15 protein-coding genes are annotated in these 17,382 nt (G+C 29.4%); 3 read left to right on the top strand and 12 right to left on the bottom strand.

Annotated features, from left to right (window positions below; translation table 11 throughout):
- Window positions 1-134 precede the first annotated feature (134 nt).
- From H9I45_RS12430 to rplU, 9 genes are all read right to left on the bottom strand, one after another.
- Window positions 135-284 (bottom strand): hypothetical protein, encoded by a 150-nt coding sequence (locus H9I45_RS12430; protein WP_176397548.1) that lies wholly within the window; start codon window positions 282-284, stop codon window positions 135-137.
- Between the two features lie 73 nt (window positions 285-357).
- On the bottom strand, window positions 358-1,350 hold the full coding sequence (gene moaA / locus H9I45_RS12425) for a GTP 3',8-cyclase MoaA (protein ID WP_088353778.1): 993 nt from the start codon (window positions 1,348-1,350) through the stop codon (window positions 358-360).
- A gap of 64 nt (window positions 1,351-1,414) precedes the next feature.
- A complete protein-coding gene (locus H9I45_RS12420; protein WP_088353777.1) occupies window positions 1,415-1,828 on the bottom strand; it encodes a YeeE/YedE thiosulfate transporter family protein in 414 nt (137 codons plus the stop codon).
- 2 nt (window positions 1,829-1,830) lie between these two features.
- On the bottom strand, window positions 1,831-2,388 hold the full coding sequence (locus H9I45_RS12415; RefSeq protein WP_088353776.1) for a YeeE/YedE family protein: 558 nt from the start codon (window positions 2,386-2,388) through the stop codon (window positions 1,831-1,833).
- 2 nt (window positions 2,389-2,390) lie between these two features.
- Window positions 2,391-3,641, bottom strand: coding sequence for a 3-deoxy-D-manno-octulosonic acid transferase (locus tag H9I45_RS12410; protein ID WP_088353775.1), 1,251 nt, complete (start codon window positions 3,639-3,641; stop codon window positions 2,391-2,393).
- Window positions 3,642-3,873: 232 nt separating this feature from the next.
- Window positions 3,874-4,596 (bottom strand): LytR/AlgR family response regulator transcription factor, encoded by a 723-nt coding sequence (locus H9I45_RS12405; RefSeq protein ID WP_088353774.1) that lies wholly within the window; start codon window positions 4,594-4,596, stop codon window positions 3,874-3,876.
- A gap of 96 nt (window positions 4,597-4,692) precedes the next feature.
- Entirely contained in the window at window positions 4,693-6,618 is a 1,926-nt protein-coding gene (locus tag H9I45_RS12400) for a sensor histidine kinase (protein WP_088353773.1), read from the bottom strand.
- A gap of 118 nt (window positions 6,619-6,736) precedes the next feature.
- Complete coding sequence (gene rpmA / locus H9I45_RS12395) at window positions 6,737-6,997, bottom strand: 50S ribosomal protein L27 (RefSeq protein ID WP_088353772.1); 261 nt, start codon at window positions 6,995-6,997, stop codon at window positions 6,737-6,739.
- Window positions 6,998-7,039: 42 nt separating this feature from the next.
- The gene (gene rplU / locus H9I45_RS12390) at window positions 7,040-7,711 is read right to left on the bottom strand and encodes a 50S ribosomal protein L21 (RefSeq protein WP_088353771.1); all 672 of its coding nucleotides are present in this window, start codon (window positions 7,709-7,711) and stop codon (window positions 7,040-7,042) included.
- Between the two features lie 265 nt (window positions 7,712-7,976).
- On the opposite strand from rplU, the gene H9I45_RS12385 reads away from it, so the two are divergent.
- Together H9I45_RS12385 and H9I45_RS12380 are read left to right on the top strand one after the other, a co-directional pair.
- A complete protein-coding gene (locus tag H9I45_RS12385) occupies window positions 7,977-9,299 on the top strand; it encodes a M16 family metallopeptidase (protein WP_088353770.1) in 1,323 nt (440 codons plus the stop codon).
- Between the two features lie 20 nt (window positions 9,300-9,319).
- Complete coding sequence (locus H9I45_RS12380; protein WP_088353769.1) at window positions 9,320-11,368, top strand: M16 family metallopeptidase; 2,049 nt, start codon at window positions 9,320-9,322, stop codon at window positions 11,366-11,368.
- 394 nt (window positions 11,369-11,762) lie between these two features.
- Here H9I45_RS12380 and H9I45_RS12375 read toward each other — a convergent pair whose 3' ends face one another.
- Entirely contained in the window at window positions 11,763-12,638 is an 876-nt protein-coding gene (locus tag H9I45_RS12375) for a DMT family transporter (RefSeq protein ID WP_088353768.1), read from the bottom strand.
- 92 nt (window positions 12,639-12,730) lie between these two features.
- Here H9I45_RS12375 and H9I45_RS12370 point away from each other — a divergent pair, with 92 nt between their 5' ends.
- A complete protein-coding gene (locus H9I45_RS12370; protein ID WP_088353767.1) occupies window positions 12,731-13,075 on the top strand; it encodes a heavy-metal-associated domain-containing protein in 345 nt (114 codons plus the stop codon).
- Window positions 13,076-13,151: 76 nt separating this feature from the next.
- Here the strand turns inward: H9I45_RS12370 and H9I45_RS12365 are convergent, their stop codons facing one another.
- A complete protein-coding gene (locus H9I45_RS12365; RefSeq protein ID WP_088353766.1) occupies window positions 13,152-14,321 on the bottom strand; it encodes a beta-helix domain-containing protein in 1,170 nt (389 codons plus the stop codon).
- Window positions 14,322-14,438: 117 nt separating this feature from the next.
- Window positions 14,439-17,147, bottom strand: coding sequence for a TonB-dependent receptor (locus tag H9I45_RS12360; RefSeq protein ID WP_088353765.1), 2,709 nt, complete (start codon window positions 17,145-17,147; stop codon window positions 14,439-14,441).
- Window positions 17,148-17,382: the final 235 nt, after the last annotated feature.

Raw genomic sequence — 17,382 nt, 5'->3', positions numbered from 1 at the left:
ATTCAAAGATTGTAATAAGAAAGTAATTCCGTAAAATAAAAGGGTTCTAAAAATTACAGTTTTCCAGTTAATCATTTTCTGAATCTATCTACTTATTATGGATTCCTGCCTTCGCAGGAATGACAAATGAATATTTAATTTATCTTTTTTATTAATTCTTCATCAACATCTATTACTATTTGACTTATAGTTTTATCAGAAATCCCACTATCAAGACCTTTTTCAATTTCCTTTTTAAACTCTAAAATTCTATTAACTTCAAATTCTTTTTTATAATTATTCATAAGACATAATATTTAGAGCACTACAAACACAATAGTGTCTCTTCCCTTTGGGAAGATTAAGATGGGCTTTTTTCTACCCTCCAATTGTACTCATACTTTCAGAAGCGCCACCATCTTTTCTATTTGCTTCTGCTATAAAACCATTTTCAGGTTTATCTTTTACTAAAGATAAAAAAAGTTCTTTTAAATCGTCATTGGATGCTCCTTTTCTTATAAAATCTCGCAAATTAAAAACACCATCATCAAATAAACAATTTTTAAAAGTTCCTGTGGAAGTGATTCTAATTCTATTACAATCGTTACAAATTGTTCTTGTAAAGGCAGGAATAATCCCAATAGAACCTAAATGGTTTTCAACTTTATAATTTCTTGAAGTAGATGATTTTTCAGATTTAATTTCCTGAACATCAAACTCGGTTTTTATCTCGTTTAAAATCTTCTTGAACGTCCAATTTTCTTGCATGTCACGTTGTCCTTTTCCATTGAAAGGCATTTCTTCAATAAATCTGACTGCAACGTTTTTATCTTTTGTCAATCTTACAAAATCTACAATTTCATCTGTATTAAAACCAGATTGTACAACTACATTCAATTTTAAATTTAAGCTACTTTTTTCTAATAATTCAAAGGTTTTATAAACTTCAGGAAAAACGTCTCTTCTTGTAATTTTTGCGAATTTTTCTCTTTGCAAACTATCGATACTTAAATTGATGTGTTTTACTTTTTCCAGCTTTTCAATCTTTGGAATATGTTGAGAAATCATTGCTCCATTTGTGGTAATATTTATTGCGTCTAACAAATCGTTATAAGACAACATTTCCAAAAAACCGACAAAATCTTTACGAACAAAAGGTTCTCCACCAGTTAAACGTACTTTTTTAACGCCCAATTCTGTTAAAACACGAATTAAACGATACATTTCTTTAAAAGTAAGTAGCTCTTGTCTTGGTACAATATCTATTCCATGAGCTGGCATACAATATTGGCAACGCAAATTACAGCGATCTGTAACCGCTAAACGTACATACTCCATTTGTCGCCCAAAATTGTCTATTAATTTGCTCATTTATATTGCAAAATTACACTGATTTTAATGCTTACTTTATGATAATAGTTCCTAAACTGTTATTTTAATTTGGAAGTTTTCTACTTATAATTCCATATAGAAAAGCTCCTAAAAGTGCACCTACTAATAAAATTAAAGCTGGTAAAAATTTAAAACCAAGAATTACAAAAATTGGTGCTGCACAAGCTCCAGAAATTCCCCAGCCTAAACCGAATAATGTTCCTCCTAAAATAGTACTTATAAATCCTTTTTTCTTTGGTTTTGGAACAATTTTGTTTCCATTGATATCTTTTATTTTTCCGCTTTTAAACAATTGCATAATTATTGCTGAAATTACAACTGCTCCTCCAATAATTCCAAACATATGAAAAGATTGAAAACGGAACATTTCGTAAAAACGATACCAAGAAATTGCCTCTGTTTTACTTAATACAATTGCGAAAAAGATTCCGAGTATTAAAAATTTTATGTTTTTCATAGCTAAAATAAAATAGGGATTATAAACCAAGCAGCAATAATACCGCCAATAAAAAAGCCAATTACCGCTAATAAAGATGGCAATTGTAAACTACTTAAACCTGTAATTGCGTGTCCAGAAGTACAACCACCTGCATAACGTGTTCCAAAACCTATTAGAACTCCAGATAAGATTAGTATTAAAAATCCTTTTAAAGAAAACACAACTTCTTCACTAAAAATTTCATCAGGAAAATACTGATTCGCAACATTGCTAAACCCTAAATCTGTTAATTCTTGAACCGTTTTTGGGTTTAAATCTATATTTTGATTCGGAATTAAATACGTCGCTGAAATAAAACCTCCAATAATTAAACCGACTACAAAAAGCAATGCAAAATCACGTTCTTTCCAATCTTTCTTAAAATAATCCGACACTTTTCCTGCGCCAGCCATTGTACACAACGTTTCGAAATTTGTAGAGGCTCCGAAATTTTTTCCAAAATAAAAATAAAGAAAAAGTGACAATGCAATTAATGGCCCACCAACATACCAAGGCCAAGGTTGTAAAATAAAATCCATTTTTATAGTTTCGTTTTTATATAATTCATAATTAATTTTGTTGCTCCTAAATTATCTTCAATATATTTTTTGTTGATAATTCCGGTTAAGTTTCTAAAATTTACATCTTCTTTTAAGTTGATAAAAGTTGAAGTAAATTCTTGCTGATTTTTAATAGAAAGACAACCTCCTATTTTCACTAAATCTACTGCTTCTTTAAATTTTTCGTATTTATTTCCAATGACAACCGGAATTCCGAAAGTTGCTGGCTCTAAAATATTATGTAATCCTGTTTTTAAACCTCCACCAACATAGGCTATATCTGCAGCTGCGTAAATTTTGGTTAAAATACCAATAGTATCAATTATAAAAACTTGATAATCTTTTAAATTTTTAGATTTCTCGGCTCCGCTCGAAATGACATTAGAGTACAAAACAGTTTTCTTTTTGATTGATTTTTGAAGCTCTAAAATTGCATCATTTTTAATATTATGTGGTGCAATAATAAATTTCTCGTCTTCTGTAGCTTTATTATTTATGTAATTCACTAATAACTCTTCGTCTTCTTGCCAAGTACTTCCTACAACAATTGTGTATTTATCGTCTTTAAATTCGTTGATAAAATCTAACGTATTATCTTGTTCTAATATTTTTGAAACTCTATCGAAACGAGTATCTCCTGCAACTGTTACATTTTTAAAATTGATGGAATTCAGTAATTTTTCTGAATTAATATCTTGCACAAAAAAATGATGAAATGCTTCTAAAGATTTTCGCATAAAACCACCATAACTCTTAAAAAATAATTGCTTTTCTCTTAAAATTCCAGAAACTAAAATAGTAGGAACTTTTTTATTTTTTAATTCATTTAAGAGATTTGGCCAAAATTCATATTTTATAAAAACTGCCAATTCTGGGTTTACAGTTTTTACAAATTTTCTTGCGTTCGATTTAGAATCTAATGGCAAATAACAAATAACATCTGCTAAATTATAATTCTTGCGAATTTCATATCCTGAAGGCGAGAAAAATGTGACTAAAATTTTATGTTTTTTAGTCTTCTTTTTTAATTCTTCAATTATAGGTCTTGCTTGTTCGAATTCACCTAAAGAAGCTGCATGAAACCAAATTACTTTTTCATTTTTTAAAGCTTCAATTTTAGAAAATGTTTCTTTTCTTCCATCAACAAAAAGTGTTATTTTTTTATTGAAGATTGCCACTATTGGTAAAAATAGTGAGGCTAAAAAAATTGCAAAATCGTACAAGAATTTCATACTTGTAAAAGTACAAAATAGAAGTTAGTCTGTTTCTTAAAAACCAGACATAAAAAAAGCCATCTTTTACAGACGACTTTCTTTTATTTTAGAATAAAGTTTTTATAAACATTAACATTCCCCCGAAAAAAATGTTTATTAATACTTTAACTGTTGTAAATGTATATAAAAATTAGTTTTTACTACAAAAAATGTTCTAAACCATTCTTTTAATGTTCTAAAAATAAGATTTTTAGATTAAATTAATTCTCTTTACTATATCCTCTCTATATTTTTTACCAATAGGAATTTCTTCATTTTTAATTTTTACAGAAGTATGATTAATTTTCTCCAAGTATTTTGTGTTAATAACAAAACCCCTGTGAATACGAACAAAATTATCATTCAAACTTTCTAAAATATCGTTTAAACTTTTTCTAACTACGTGCTTTACATCGTTTTTAAGAATCATTTCTATATAAACATGTGCACTTTTTAAATATAAAATTTCATCAAAATTTATTTTTATGTAAAAACCTTTATCTTTTATAAAGAGTGAATCTTTAATAATTAAATTATCGTCATTTACATTTCCAATTTTATTTGAAAAATTGTGCAATGCTATTTCTATAGAACTAAATAATTCTTCTTTAGAAAAAGGCTTTATCAAATAAGCTGGTGGCATTACTTCTTTTGCTTGATTAATAGTTAATGCATCTGAATTTGAAGTTAAAAAAATAAAAGGAAATTTGTACTTTTCGTTAATTTTCTTAGCAATATCAATACCTGTTTTTTTTCCTGAAAGCAGAATGTCTAGAATAGCAATATCTGGCTTTTCTGCCTCAATTGTTGCTATAGCCTCTGTATAATTTATAGCAGGTTCTAATGCATTATAGCCTAGATCATTTAGAGCATCGCAAATATTATCTGCAATTATTATCTCGTCTTCAACAACTAATATTTTTACCTTACTCATATTATATATTTAATCTACTAAAATAGTTATTAGATAAAAAAACAATCCCCAAACATAAAAAAAATGTTCTGAACGTCTAGTTTAAGAATCTAAAAACTAATCTACAAGTTGCCTTGTATTAAAATCTTTAAACAATATTTCGAACTTTGCGCCATTTTTGTTTGTTTGATTTACTGTTCCTTGTAATTGTTTTACTAACCTATTTACCAAACGTAAACCTAAGCTTTTTGCTTTTTTAACATCAAAATTATTAGATAATCCTGGTCCATTATCTTCTATTGTTAACTTATAATCGCTATTTTTTTCTTTATTGATAGTTATAGAAAGTTTGTTTTCTTTATCGTTTCTAAAAGCATATTTATAAGAATTTGTAATAATTTCATTAATAATTAAACCTAATGGAATTGCTGTATCTACATCAAAACTCATATCTGTTGAAGAAATAGTTGTTTTTACAGAGTTATCTGATCCATAAATAGCACTTAATTCTTTGGTTAAAAGTTGAATATAATCATCGAAATTAACCAAACCAGTTTCATTTTGATATAATTTTTGATGAATTAAAGCCATCGATTTAATTCTGTTTTTACCTTCGTTTGCTAATTCTTTTGCCTTCTCATCTTCAATTCCTTTGCTTTGCAACTCTAACAAACTAGAAACAATCTGAAAATTGTTCTTAACTCTATGATGCACTTCTTTCACTAATAATTCTTTCTCTTTTAGGGTTTGTTTTATCAGTCTATTTTTTTCTGATAGTTCCTTAGATTGTTTTCTAATTTTTCTTAAAACTACTAGTGTTATTAATAATAAAACAATTGCTAGTAGAGCAATAATACCATATAGAGCTGTTTTCTCTTTTTCGTGAGCTATTTCTTTTTCTTTAACTTTAACAGCTTGTTCAGTTTTGTAATTTGCTAAAGAATTAGAAAGATCTTCTGAATAAATTTTTCTTGTTAAAAATATTGCTTTGTCTTTGTAAGACATGGCATTATCATAAAATTTATGTTTAGCCAATGCACGTGAAGCTTCATTATACAAGTGAAATTTGTCATTTTCATTCAGGTCTTTTCCTAAATCTTCGAATTTTTGAACTAACTCTAAAACATTTTTAACTTCAAACTTCTGTAAAATTTTATTTTTTAAATCTGAATTTTTATCCAATCGCGAAACCAATTTTTCATATAAAGAATAGGTTTGAATTTTTGTGGGCTCATAACCATACAGCTCATCCAACAGATCTACAACCCTACTATTATTATCTCCTTTATAAACATATGCATCTATTAAGTGCTGAATTATGCTGTAATAATAAGGCGATTTTTCTGGTAGTTCATTTTCTATTTCTAAACTCTTTTCACTTACATCTATATATTCTTGAAGTTTTCCCTCGAGTATAAGAAAATCTGTTAAGTGATACAATAATATAATTTGGAGTTGTTTGTCTTCTATTTCTTCAGCTTTTTTTAAACTTTCCAAACATAATTTTTTACCATTTGCTACATCTTGCTCTATTTGAAACATTACAATAGGATGCGTTGTAATTCTAACTTTTGCTTTCTGAACTTCTACGTTAGCAACATTAAATTGATTTACATATTTTTCTAAAGATTTTTGTAAGGCAGATGCTTCATCTAAACCTACTTCATCTCTAAGTTTAGAAACATGAGACCATTGTAAAAAAACGTAATCTTTGTTAATTTTTTTTTTATTGGATGGCTCCTTTATATTTTCATATAAATATTTAGATATTTTTTCGAATTTAACAGTTTGCCTATTGCTAACTCTTTTAAAGAATTCGTATTGCTGTAGATACGAAATAGCTTCTTTATCTATTATTTTTTGAAGAATTTTTGAGTACTCATTCTCAGAAAAAGTTTTTAGATAAGTCTTTGCAGAATCTAGAGATTTATCGAGAATAAATTCTTCTACTTTATAAATTTTAAATTTTTCTGAAGATTTTTTCTCTTGTGAAAATGTGGTAATGACTAAAAATAGCATTATTACTTGTAGGGAAAGTTTCATGGTTGTGATTTGTTGCTAAAGTTACGTAAACTATTCAAATTTCGATATAGTAATGTTCTAAAACAAAAACGCCCAAACAATAAATTGTTTGGGCGTTTAATATTTTTAAGCTTAAATACTAAGCTTCGAATGGAGTTATAGAAACGTAAGATCTATCGTCTTTTTTCTTTCTAAACTCTACAATTCCGTCTACTTTTGCGTGTAAAGTATGATCTTTACCCATGTAAACGTTTTCTCCTGGATTGTGTGTAGTTCCTCTTTGACGAACGATAATATTACCAGCAATTGCTGCTTGACCACCAAAAATCTTTACGCCTAAACGTTTCGATTCTGATTCTCTACCATTCTTTGAACTACCTACACCTTTTTTATGTGCCATTTTATTGAGTTTTTATAGGTTAAAAGTTAAATTTTTTAGTGATTATTTTTCAATACCACCATCTAATCTATCTTGTAATTCTTTTAATTCATCCCATTTACCTTCTGCAGCTAAACCAGCTTGCTTTGGCCAAGTATCTGTAACGATATGAGATAATCTTGAGCTTGCTTCTGTTAAGATTTCGCTTAATTTAGAAGCATCTGTTTTTGCTACTTTAGCAAAAGTATCGATCCCTGCAGCAACTAAAGCTTCTGCAGCTTTAGGTCCAGCACCTTCAATTTTCTTTAAATCGTCACCTTTTTTAGCTGCCTTTTTAGGAGCTGCCTTCTTCTCTACTTTTGGAGCTTCTACTTTAGCTTCTGCCTTTTTAGGAGCCGCTTTTTTAGTTACTTTCTTAGTACCAGAAGCTGCGATAGATTCAATTTGAATCTCGCTTAAAGCTTGTCTGTGACCATTTTTCTTTTGGTAACCTTTTCTTCTTTTCTTTTTGAAAACGATTACTTTATCACCTTGTAAGTGACTTAAAATTTGAGCTGTTACTGAAGCTCCTTCTATAGCTGGGGCGCCTAAAGTTACGTTACCTGCATCGTCAAGTAAAAGAACGTTATCGAAAGTAACTTTCGATCCTTCTTCTCCTTTTAAACGGTGTACGTATACTTTTTGGTCTTTTGCAACTTTAAACTGCTGCCCTGCTATCTCTACGATTGCGTACATACTATTTGTTTTGCGTATTTATACTTTGTTTTTGCTTTTCGTTGCCGAAAATGCGGGTGCAAATATACATCTTTTTTGGTTTAATACAATATTTGATTATAAAAATAATACAATCATAATCAAGAGAATAAACAATCTTTAACTTTATAATTAGATAGAATCTTTTTACTTTTGAATTTCTTTTAGTTTTATTGTTAATTTGTTGTAACAAACTTAATAATAGAGCGTCATATCAAACATCAATTATTAATTAAATAAAAAATAAATGAAAAAAAGTATTTTAACTCTTGCTTCAGCTCTGTTAGTTGCATTTTCTGCAAGTGCACAAAAAGTTGAATTTGAGGAGTATGATTTAAGCAATGGAATGCATGTAATTTTGCATCAAGACAATAGTGCTCCTATAGTAACAGTGGGTGTTATGTATCATGTAGGTTCTAAAGATGAAGAAACTGGTAAAACTGGTATGGCACACTTTTACGAACATTTACTTTTTACAGGAACAAAGAATATCGAAAGAGCAACTTGGAGAGAAATTCAATCTAATAGAGGCGCTAGTGGAAATGCTAACACCAATTGGGATAGAACTTATTACTACCAAACTTTACCTTCTAACGAATTAAAGTTAGCTTTATGGATGGAGTCTGAGCGTTTATTACACCCTATTATCGACCAAAAAGCAATAGACACCCAAAATGAAGTTGTAAAAGAAGAAAAAAGACAACGTTTAGACAATGCTCCTTATGGTAAAATAATTTATGGAGATATTTACAAGCATATTTTTGATAAACATAATTATGGAAGACCTTTAATTGGTTTTATTGAAGACTTAGATGGTGCTTCATTAGAAGAATTCCAAGATTTTTATAAAAAATGGTATATGCCAAACAATGCTGTTTTAGTAATTACCGGAGATTTTGAAAAAGGTGATACAAAAAAATTAGTAGAGCAATATTTTGCACCAATTCCATCCAGAACGAAACCAAATGTTGTAAAAATTACTGAACCAAAAAGAACTACTGAAAAAAGAGTTAAAGAATATGATTCTAATATTCAACTACCTATTATAGGTTTAGCTTATGTAACTCCTTCTATGAAAGAAAGAGACGCTAAAGTTTTAGATGTTATTTCTACTGTTTTAAGTAATGGTAAAAGTTCTAGATTATACAAGAAAATGGTCGATGACAAGAAAAATGCACTACAGGCATTTTCTTTCGCAAGAGCATTAGAAGATTACAGTGTTTATTTAGTTGCTGCTATGCATACAGGTAAATTACCTGTTAACGATTTAATTAAAGATATGGATGAAGAGATTTTAAAAATACAAACTGAGTTAATTTCTGATGAAGATTTACAAAAAGTAAGAAATCAGTTTGAGAACACCTTTGTTTCTTCAAACGATAATGTAGAAGACATTGCAGCATCTTTAGCTACTAATTATATGTTAGTTGGCGACACAAATAGAATTAATAAAGAGTTAGAAATTATTAACTCTATTACAAAGGAAGAAATTAGAGAAGTTGCAAAAAAATACTTAGGTAAAAATAGTAGAGTTGTAATTGAGTATTTACCAGCATCTCAAAAGAAATAATTTTATAAAACTGTAAAAAAATGAAAACTAAAATATATTCAATAATTACATTTTTATTCTTATCAATGAGTATTTCTGCTCAAATTGATAGAACTAAAATGCCAGAATCTGGACCAGCTCCTACCATAAACTTAGGAACTCCAAAAAAATTCACATTACCAAACGGACTTAAAGTCTTAGTGGTAGAAAATCATAAATTACCAAGAGCAAGTGCAACCTTAATTATAGACAATGCACCTTATTCTAAAGGAGCTAAAAAAGGTGTAGAAGGTTTTGTAGGAGGTATGTTAGGTACAGGAACAACAACAATCTCTAAAGAAGCATTCGATAAAGAAGTAGATTATTTAGGAGCCAATATTTCTTTTGGAGCTGAAAATGCTTCTGCAAGCTCTTTATCTAAATACTTCCCAAGAGTTTTAGAGTTAATGGCAGATGCCGCTTTTAATCCTGTTTTCGACCAAGCAGAGTTCGATAAGCAAATGAAACAATCTTTAGAAGGTATTAAGTCTAACGAAAATAGTGTTGCAGCAATTGCAAGTAGAGTGGATCAAGTTTTAACATATGGAAAGAATCATCCTTATGCAGAATTTACTTCAGAAGAGACGTTAAAAAACATCACCTTACAAGATGTTAAAGATTTATATGCTCAAAAATTTAAACCTAACAATGCCTATCTAGCAATTGTTGGTGATGTAGATTTTAAAACAATTAAAAATCAAATTACAAAGTTATTTAGTGGATGGAAACCAGGTGTAATGTCTGCAGAAGCTTTACCTGAGGTAAAAAATCCTTCTACAACAGAAATTAACTTTATAAATATGCCAAACGCAGTACAATCTGAAGTAGCGGTTATAAATGCTATAAATTTAAAGGTTTCAGATAAAGATTACTTTGCTGCTCTTTTAGCAAACCGAATTCTTGGTGGAGGAGGAACAGGTAGAGTTTTTAAAAATCTACGTGAAGATAAAGCGTATACTTATGGTGCTTATTCAGGAATTGGAGCAAGCAGATATGCTAGTAGATTTAAAGCATCTGCATCTGTGAGAAACATGGTTACAGACAGTTCTGTTGTTGAATTTATGAAAGAAATCAATAGAATTAGATATCAAAAAGCTTCTCAAGCCGAATTAGATTTAGCAAAGTCTACTTATGTTGGAGGATTTGTTAGATCTTTAGAAAGCCCTAATACTGTTGCCAATAATGCACTTAATATTTTAATTAATGATTTGCCTGCAGATTATTACGAAAATTACCTAAAAAATATTAACGCAGTAACTTTAGAAGACGTACAAAATGCTGCAATTAAATATTTTAGAGGAGATAAAGCTAGAATTGTTATTACTGGAAAGGGAATAGATGTTTTAAAAAATCTTGAAAAAACAGATTATATTATAAAATATTTCGACAAAGAAGGAAACCCTACAACAAAACCAGCAATGACAATGCCAATTCCAGATGGATTGACTGCTGAAAAAGTGGTAAATAAATACTTAGAAGCAATTGGTGGTAAAGACAAAGTTATGTCAATTAAAACTACAATGATGGTTGCAAATGCAACAATTCAAGGAACTCCATTAGTAATGACAATAAAAGCTTCTTCACCAAATAAAACTTCTCAAGTAATTTCTGTGATGGGAAATACCGTGCAAAAAACTGTTTTTGATGGAACAACTGGTTTTTCTGAAGCTAGAGGTCAAAAAATACCTATGACTCCAGAACAAATTACGGAAGCAAAAAGTGGTAATGCTTTATTTAGTGATTTAGATTATACTTCAGGTAAATTGGTTAGAATTGAGCCTTTAGATGGTAAAAACGCTATTGTTTTAAAATATAACGATACTGAAGTTTTTTATGACATGGCTTCTGGCTTAAAAGTAAAATCTGTTAAGACCGCAAAAGGACCAGATGGAAAAGAGGTTGCAGTACCAACTGTGTATTCTGATTATAAAGCAGTAAATGGAATTATGTTTCCTCATGCTATTGGTCAAAAAATGGGACCAATGGATTTAAGTTTTATTATTAAAGAAATTAAAGTAAACGAAGGAGTTTCTGATGCTGATTTTAAATAATTAGAAGAAACTTATAATAGATTAAAGAGAGTCAAGACATTGTGTTTTGACTCTCTTTTTTTGTATTTTTCTTGATACAAATCCCACAGATTTTCACGGAGAATGTTTGTAGATTTATTTGAAGTTTTTCTTTTATTCTTCAAATTACAATTTAAATTCGAAATGTCAGTCTGAGCTTGTCGAAGACTTTTTTGAACCAAGAAACAGAAATCAAGAATTAAGAATTAAGAATTTTAAGATGAACAAAAAAAATTGCTTCTTCGCGATTTTGCGAGAAAAATCTTGAAACTTTGAAATATTGAAATATTGAAATATTGAAACCTTGAAACCTTGAAACTTTGAAACTTTGAAACTTTGAAACTTTGAAACTTTGAAACTTTGAAACTAAAAAAAACTACTTCTTCTTATTCACTAAATAAACACCTAGCAAAATAATAATTCCAGCAAAGATTTGAAGCGGACTTAATTTCTCTCCATCTAACATTCCCCAAAAAATAGCCACCAATGGAATTAAATATGTTACTGAAGAAGAAAAAACAGGATCTGAAATATGAACTAATTTGTTATAAATAGTTTTTGCAATTCCTGTTCCTACGATTGATAAAATTGCTAAATACCCTAAAGATTGCATTAGAACCTCGTTTTGAAAACTAAACGTAGAAAAGAAATCCGTAAAAGCCAAAACTACAAAAGCAGGAATAATCAATAATAAAAAATTACCTGTTACTATTGAAAGTGCATTTAAATCGTTTAAATATTTCTTTACCATATTCGCATTAAAAGCATACCCAACTGAAGCTACAATAATTAATAAGGCAAACCAATAATTCTGATTCGGATTCAAAGCAGCTCCTTTTAAAATGAGAATTAAGGTACCTATTAGACCTATTAAAATTCCATATAATTGCGTTCTTTTAAATCCAAAACCGAATACAATTGCACCAAATATTAAAGTATTAAAAGGTGTTAAAGAGTTTAAGATTGAAACAATAGAACTATCGATACTTGTAATTGCAAAAGCAAATAAAAAGCCAGGAATAAAAGTTCCTAATAAAGCAGTATAAACAATGTATTTATAGTGTTTTTTCTGAATTTTCTTTAAAGATTTTGGAGCGACAGAAAGTAAAAAAATCGCTGTAAAAAGCATCCTTAAAGCACCTAATTGAATTGGAGTAACACCCAACAAAGCTTTTTTCATCAATATAAAAGAACTCCCCCAAACTAAGGAAAGTAAACATAGATAAAACCATTTTTGTTGCTGATTGCTCATAGTATATTAAATAAGTTGCAAAAGTCTAACAATTCTTTAAATTAGAAACTTATTATTTATAAATTTGTAGTATCACTTAATAACTAAATCTAATGAGAGTTCAAAAAATATTAGTAGCAGTAGCAATTGCAGGTTTTACACTTGTTGGTTGTAAGAACGAAAACACTTCAACAACTAAAAAAACGGAGGTTGTTGCAGCAAAACAACAAATGGTTGCCTTACATATTTCTGGGATGACATGCGAGATTGGTTGTGCAAAAACAATACAATCTAAATTATCTAAAAAAGAAGGAGTATTAGAAGCAAAAGTTGTTTTTAAAGATAGTGTTGCAAATATTCAGTTTGATGCAAATAAGACATCTAAGAAAGACTTAATCGCTTTTGTAGACGGAATTGCAGGAGGAGATTTATACAAAGCCACAGAAGCTTCAGAATAAAACATATATTTTAATTTATTTAAAACAAAAAAGCAGGCTTAAAGCCTGCTTTTTTTGTTTCATTGCTGTTTTTTACTTAGAACTTATAACCTGTCCAAGCAAATACCGATTTATCTGCCCCACCAGAAGTTGCAGCAGTTAAATTAATTGTTGCTCCACCTGAAACTGTATTTTTAAAATCTGTAATATCTAAATCGTTTGCAGTACTTGCAGAAGCAGTAATAGTTGTTGCATCATCTGCATCACTTTTACCATCTTGCAAATCTATTACATCGCTAAATTCTGCTCCAGAACCTAATGCTAAATATGCATTTGTAATTGTTGCAGTTGCACCTCTTCTTACTTTAATTCCATCAGACATTTCTACTCCATCTGCATTGTTTATAATAGTTACACCATTTACTGTAAAGTTAGATTCGTTAATATCTGAAGGAGAGTTTCCATCTAAGTTTCCATCTGCTTCAATTCCTCTTGGATCTGAAGTTACTGCTGTGTAACCATTTTCTCTAATTCCATATAAATTTGTACATGTTCCAACATAACCTTGTGTAAAATCGAACATATCGTCTTTAGCATTTACTACTAAAATGTTAGATGCATTTACAGTTCCTCCGAAAAACTCAATACCATCATCATCTCCATTTAAAATAGCGATATTAGATAATGTAGTTCCAGAACCAACTCCGTTTAAAGTTAAACCATTGTGCTCTGCTTCGTCGTCTATTCTTGCTCCTGTATATTCTAAAATTACATAGTTTATAATTCCTGAATTATCAGTTGCTACAGAACCACCAAATAAAATTGAATTTTTAACTTCTGTTGCAGCATTACTTTCTGCTCCAGATTGGCGACTTAAAGGTGCTTTACCATTTAAAATAATTCCTCCCCAATCTCCAGCTTTTGGACTTGTAGAACTAGATGTAAATTTTATAGGACTAGTAGCAGTTCCATCTGCAATTAGCTTTCCTCCTTTTTCTATTAAAATATAAACATCTGTACCACCAGCTAGTGCATTAATTGTTGTACCAGCTTCAATTGTTAAAGTGGCTCCGTCTTTTACTAAAAGAGCTCCTGTTAAATTGTGTGCAATTCCAGATTTTAAAGTTAAATCGGATGTTAAGTTTCCTGCTAAATTTTGTGGTGTTACATCTCCTCCTGTTACTGGAGCGTTATCGTCGTCACTTAAAGAACAACTAGCGAAAACTAAAGATGCAATTGCTACGATTGATAAAATTGATTTTTTCATTTTTTTTTATTAATTTGTTTAAATTGTTTGTTTGATTATCTCCTACAAAATTGAACTAATTATGTTTCTTTTGCCTTAACTAAATTTTAAAGAATTGTTATTAAAACTCACTAAAATCTAGAAATCATAAGAGAATCCTAAACTTATATTAACACCTTTTTTATAATTACTTAACACAACATTATCTCCTCCATTAAAACCTGCTCTAGTTAATTGAAAATCTGGATTTAATAAGTTCGTTGCTTTTAATTTTAAACGATAGTTTTCGTTAAACTCGTATGAAGAAACCAAATCTAATGTTGGTATTCCTTTTTCTAAAATATTTGCAAAACCTCTAGTTCCAACAGAATAAACTCTTTCACTGAAATAATTAAATACTAACGAAGAGATAAATGTATTATCGTTGTATTTTTTATTGATAGAAATATCTGCATTTAATAAAAATGGTGTTGCGCCTTCTAAATCGCTAGTCGCATTTGTAAATTGCGCTACAGAATTTGTATCTAAGTTTACATTAGAAACTAAGTAAGATGTGTTTACACCTCCCATAATTTTTAAATCTTTGTCTTCAATTTCGTAAATATTTTTTCTTGCTTCTAATTCTATTCCATAAACACTTGCATCGTCTCCAACATTTAAATAAGTTAATGTATTTCCTCCTGAAGGAATCTCACTTCTAGAGATAGGGTTTTGAATGTATTTATAAAATCCAGTTACAGTAAATAATTCAGACGAAGACATATAGTATTCGTATTTCGCATCGAAATTATAATTATCTGACGGTTTTAAATCTGGGTTACCTTGAGAAGAAAAACTTATATCTTGGTATTTAAATGGTGCAGTTTCTTTAAATTGTGGAAACGTATAACTTTGACTCCCTGCAATTCTTAAAATACTGTTTTCGTTAAAGTTGTATTTTAAATTGAAGCTTGGTAAAACATACGTTCTATCTAAATTTGAAGCGCCATCTATAGCAGATTGTGCAATGTTTGTATTATAAGTAACTCGTTGTTGAATTTTCTCGAATCTACCACCAACAGAAGCTATAAAATTATCGCTTAATTGATACACTAAATTACCAAAACCTGCAAATATTTGTCTTTTACCTCTATAAGTAAATGGTACAAATGCATTTGGGTTACTTGCTCCACCTCTACCAGTTTCCAATTCGAAAATGTTATTATCTATAGAAGATTGAGAGAAAACAGCATCTGGGTTTTCGATATCTATTGCAACTCTACTTGAAAAATCATGATTAAAAATAGTAGCAGAGAATAAACGTTCTGTATATCTGTAATCTCCTCCAAATTCTAAAACGCTAATATCTTCTTCGTCTTCTTTCAACTTATAAGAAAACTTACCTTTTGCAGCATAATCGTTCTCTTCTAATTTTGCAAAATAACGTTCGTTTTCTCCTGCAGAACTTGTTTCTGGACTATAAAAATTATCTCTAAATAAATATTTATTGGTTCTTCTGTCTGGCTCATTTCCTCTAATGAAGTTTAAAGAACCTTTTGCTTCGAAATCTAGTCTTTCTGTAAATTTGTAATTTGCAATTAATTGATTTACATATAACTCGTTATTGTTAGTTTGCTGTCTTCTTTGAAATTCTAAATCTCCATCTTGTTCTGGGTTATTAAAACCAAAATAATCTCCAATAGATTGTTTGTTATTATGAATGAATAAATGGTTGAAAGCAATATTATGCCCTTCTTCGAATTTATATTTTAAGTTCGCCATTAAAATTTGCGAAACATTATATTCGTGTTTTGTAAAAGATTGGTCTTGAAAAATATCTCCAGAGCTAGTTGTTTGTTTAATGTTACCATCTAAGTAATTATAACTTCCATCGAAACCACCAACTATAAAAAAGCTAAAAGTATCTTCTCCAATATCATACTTTTTTCCACCAGCGAAAGAAATACTATTATTTAATTGAAAATCTTGACTCTGAGGTTTGAATGAATTTTTAAATGAATATTTAGACAAATCGTTTACTGGGATGCTCGAATTTTGAGTTCCAAATCTATTGGTACCATTTATTGTTAAAAACTCTTTAGAAACCGTTTGTGTATTTACACCTAAAGAAGCACTTACATTTAATAAATTCTTTTTAACTAATTCTTTTGAGGCAATGTTAATGTTTGCACCACCAACATCTCCATATAATTCTGATGTAAACACTTTATTTACTTCAATATTTTTTATAATATCTGTTCCAAAAAAATCTAAAGAGATATTTTTATATTCTGGATCTTCAGAAGGCAAAGGCAAACCATTTAAAGTCGTAGAATTGTAACGATCTCCCAAACCTCTTACCACAACATTTTTAGATCCTTTAGAAACACCTGCTGTTTTTGTAACTGCTCCTTCTGCATCCGAAACTCCTTTTACAGATAATTCTTGCGCTCCAATAGTTGTTGTAATTGAGACTGCTTTCTTTTGTTCCAAAATTAGGGCGCTAGTTTTTTCTTTACTTGTAGAAGCCTTAACAATAACCTCATCTAAACCAACACCTTCTTCTGCAGACATTAATTGGTTTATTGTAACTGTTTCACCTGCTTTTACAGTAAATACTTTTTCGATTGTTTTATAACCTATAAAACTAAATTGAACTGTATGTGTTCCTGCTGGTACTTTAAAAGAATACAAACCATCGAAATCTGTAGTAGATCCAATTGCTGTTCCTTTTATAAGAACATTTGCAAAAGCCAATGGTTCGTTGCTCATCTCTTTATCTGTTAGCAAACCTTTAATTGTCCCTTTGTCTTGTGCTATTAAAACTTGACTTAAAGCGATAAAAGCAATACATAAAAATTTCTTCATTATTTCGTATTTTTTACTTCTGCAAAAGTCTAATTGATTTGTAAATTCTATGTTAGTTGTAAATTATGGTTGAGTTACAGAAACATTATCTAAATGTTAACTAAGAAAAAATAGTTAACATTTTATTAATTTTAAGAAAACATTGTCTTCAAATAAAAAAGAGATATTTGAATTATTCTTATAGGAATATATATTTATAAAATTCTAGTTTTTGTCAACAGTTATTTTATAATAT

Source organism: Polaribacter haliotis (genome assembly GCF_014784055.1).
GTDB lineage: Bacteria > Bacteroidota > Bacteroidia > Flavobacteriales > Flavobacteriaceae > Polaribacter > Polaribacter haliotis.
The sequence above is the reverse complement of the archived record's forward strand: the minus strand, read 5'-3'. Positions and strand labels throughout refer to the sequence as shown.

Excerpts from the sequence above, each read along its gene's own strand:
- H9I45_RS12430 (WP_176397548.1), bottom strand. The coding sequence starts at position 284 with ATGAATAATTATAAAAAAGAATTTGAAGTTAATAGAATTTTAGAGTTT.
- moaA (WP_088353778.1), bottom strand. The coding sequence starts at position 1,350 with ATGAGCAAATTAATAGACAATTTTGGGCGACAAATGGAGTATGTACGT.
- H9I45_RS12420 (WP_088353777.1), bottom strand. The coding sequence starts at position 1,828 with ATGAAAAACATAAAATTTTTAATACTCGGAATCTTTTTCGCAATTGTA.
- H9I45_RS12415 (WP_088353776.1), bottom strand. The coding sequence starts at position 2,388 with ATGGATTTTATTTTACAACCTTGGCCTTGGTATGTTGGTGGGCCATTA.
- H9I45_RS12410 (WP_088353775.1), bottom strand. The coding sequence starts at position 3,641 with ATGAAATTCTTGTACGATTTTGCAATTTTTTTAGCCTCACTATTTTTA.
- H9I45_RS12405 (WP_088353774.1), bottom strand. The coding sequence starts at position 4,596 with ATGAGTAAGGTAAAAATATTAGTTGTTGAAGACGAGATAATAATTGCA.
- H9I45_RS12400 (WP_088353773.1), bottom strand. The coding sequence starts at position 6,618 with ATGAAACTTTCCCTACAAGTAATAATGCTATTTTTAGTCATTACCACA.
- rpmA (WP_088353772.1), bottom strand. The coding sequence starts at position 6,997 with ATGGCACATAAAAAAGGTGTAGGTAGTTCAAAGAATGGTAGAGAATCA.
- rplU (WP_088353771.1), bottom strand. The coding sequence starts at position 7,711 with ATGTACGCAATCGTAGAGATAGCAGGGCAGCAGTTTAAAGTTGCAAAA.
- H9I45_RS12385 (WP_088353770.1), top strand. The coding sequence starts at position 7,977 with ATGAAAAAAAGTATTTTAACTCTTGCTTCAGCTCTGTTAGTTGCATTT.
- H9I45_RS12380 (WP_088353769.1), top strand. The coding sequence starts at position 9,320 with ATGAAAACTAAAATATATTCAATAATTACATTTTTATTCTTATCAATG.
- H9I45_RS12375 (WP_088353768.1), bottom strand. The coding sequence starts at position 12,638 with ATGAGCAATCAGCAACAAAAATGGTTTTATCTATGTTTACTTTCCTTA.
- H9I45_RS12370 (WP_088353767.1), top strand. The coding sequence starts at position 12,731 with ATGAGAGTTCAAAAAATATTAGTAGCAGTAGCAATTGCAGGTTTTACA.
- H9I45_RS12365 (WP_088353766.1), bottom strand. The coding sequence starts at position 14,321 with ATGAAAAAATCAATTTTATCAATCGTAGCAATTGCATCTTTAGTTTTC.
- H9I45_RS12360 (WP_088353765.1), bottom strand. The coding sequence starts at position 17,147 with ATGAAGAAATTTTTATGTATTGCTTTTATCGCTTTAAGTCAAGTTTTA.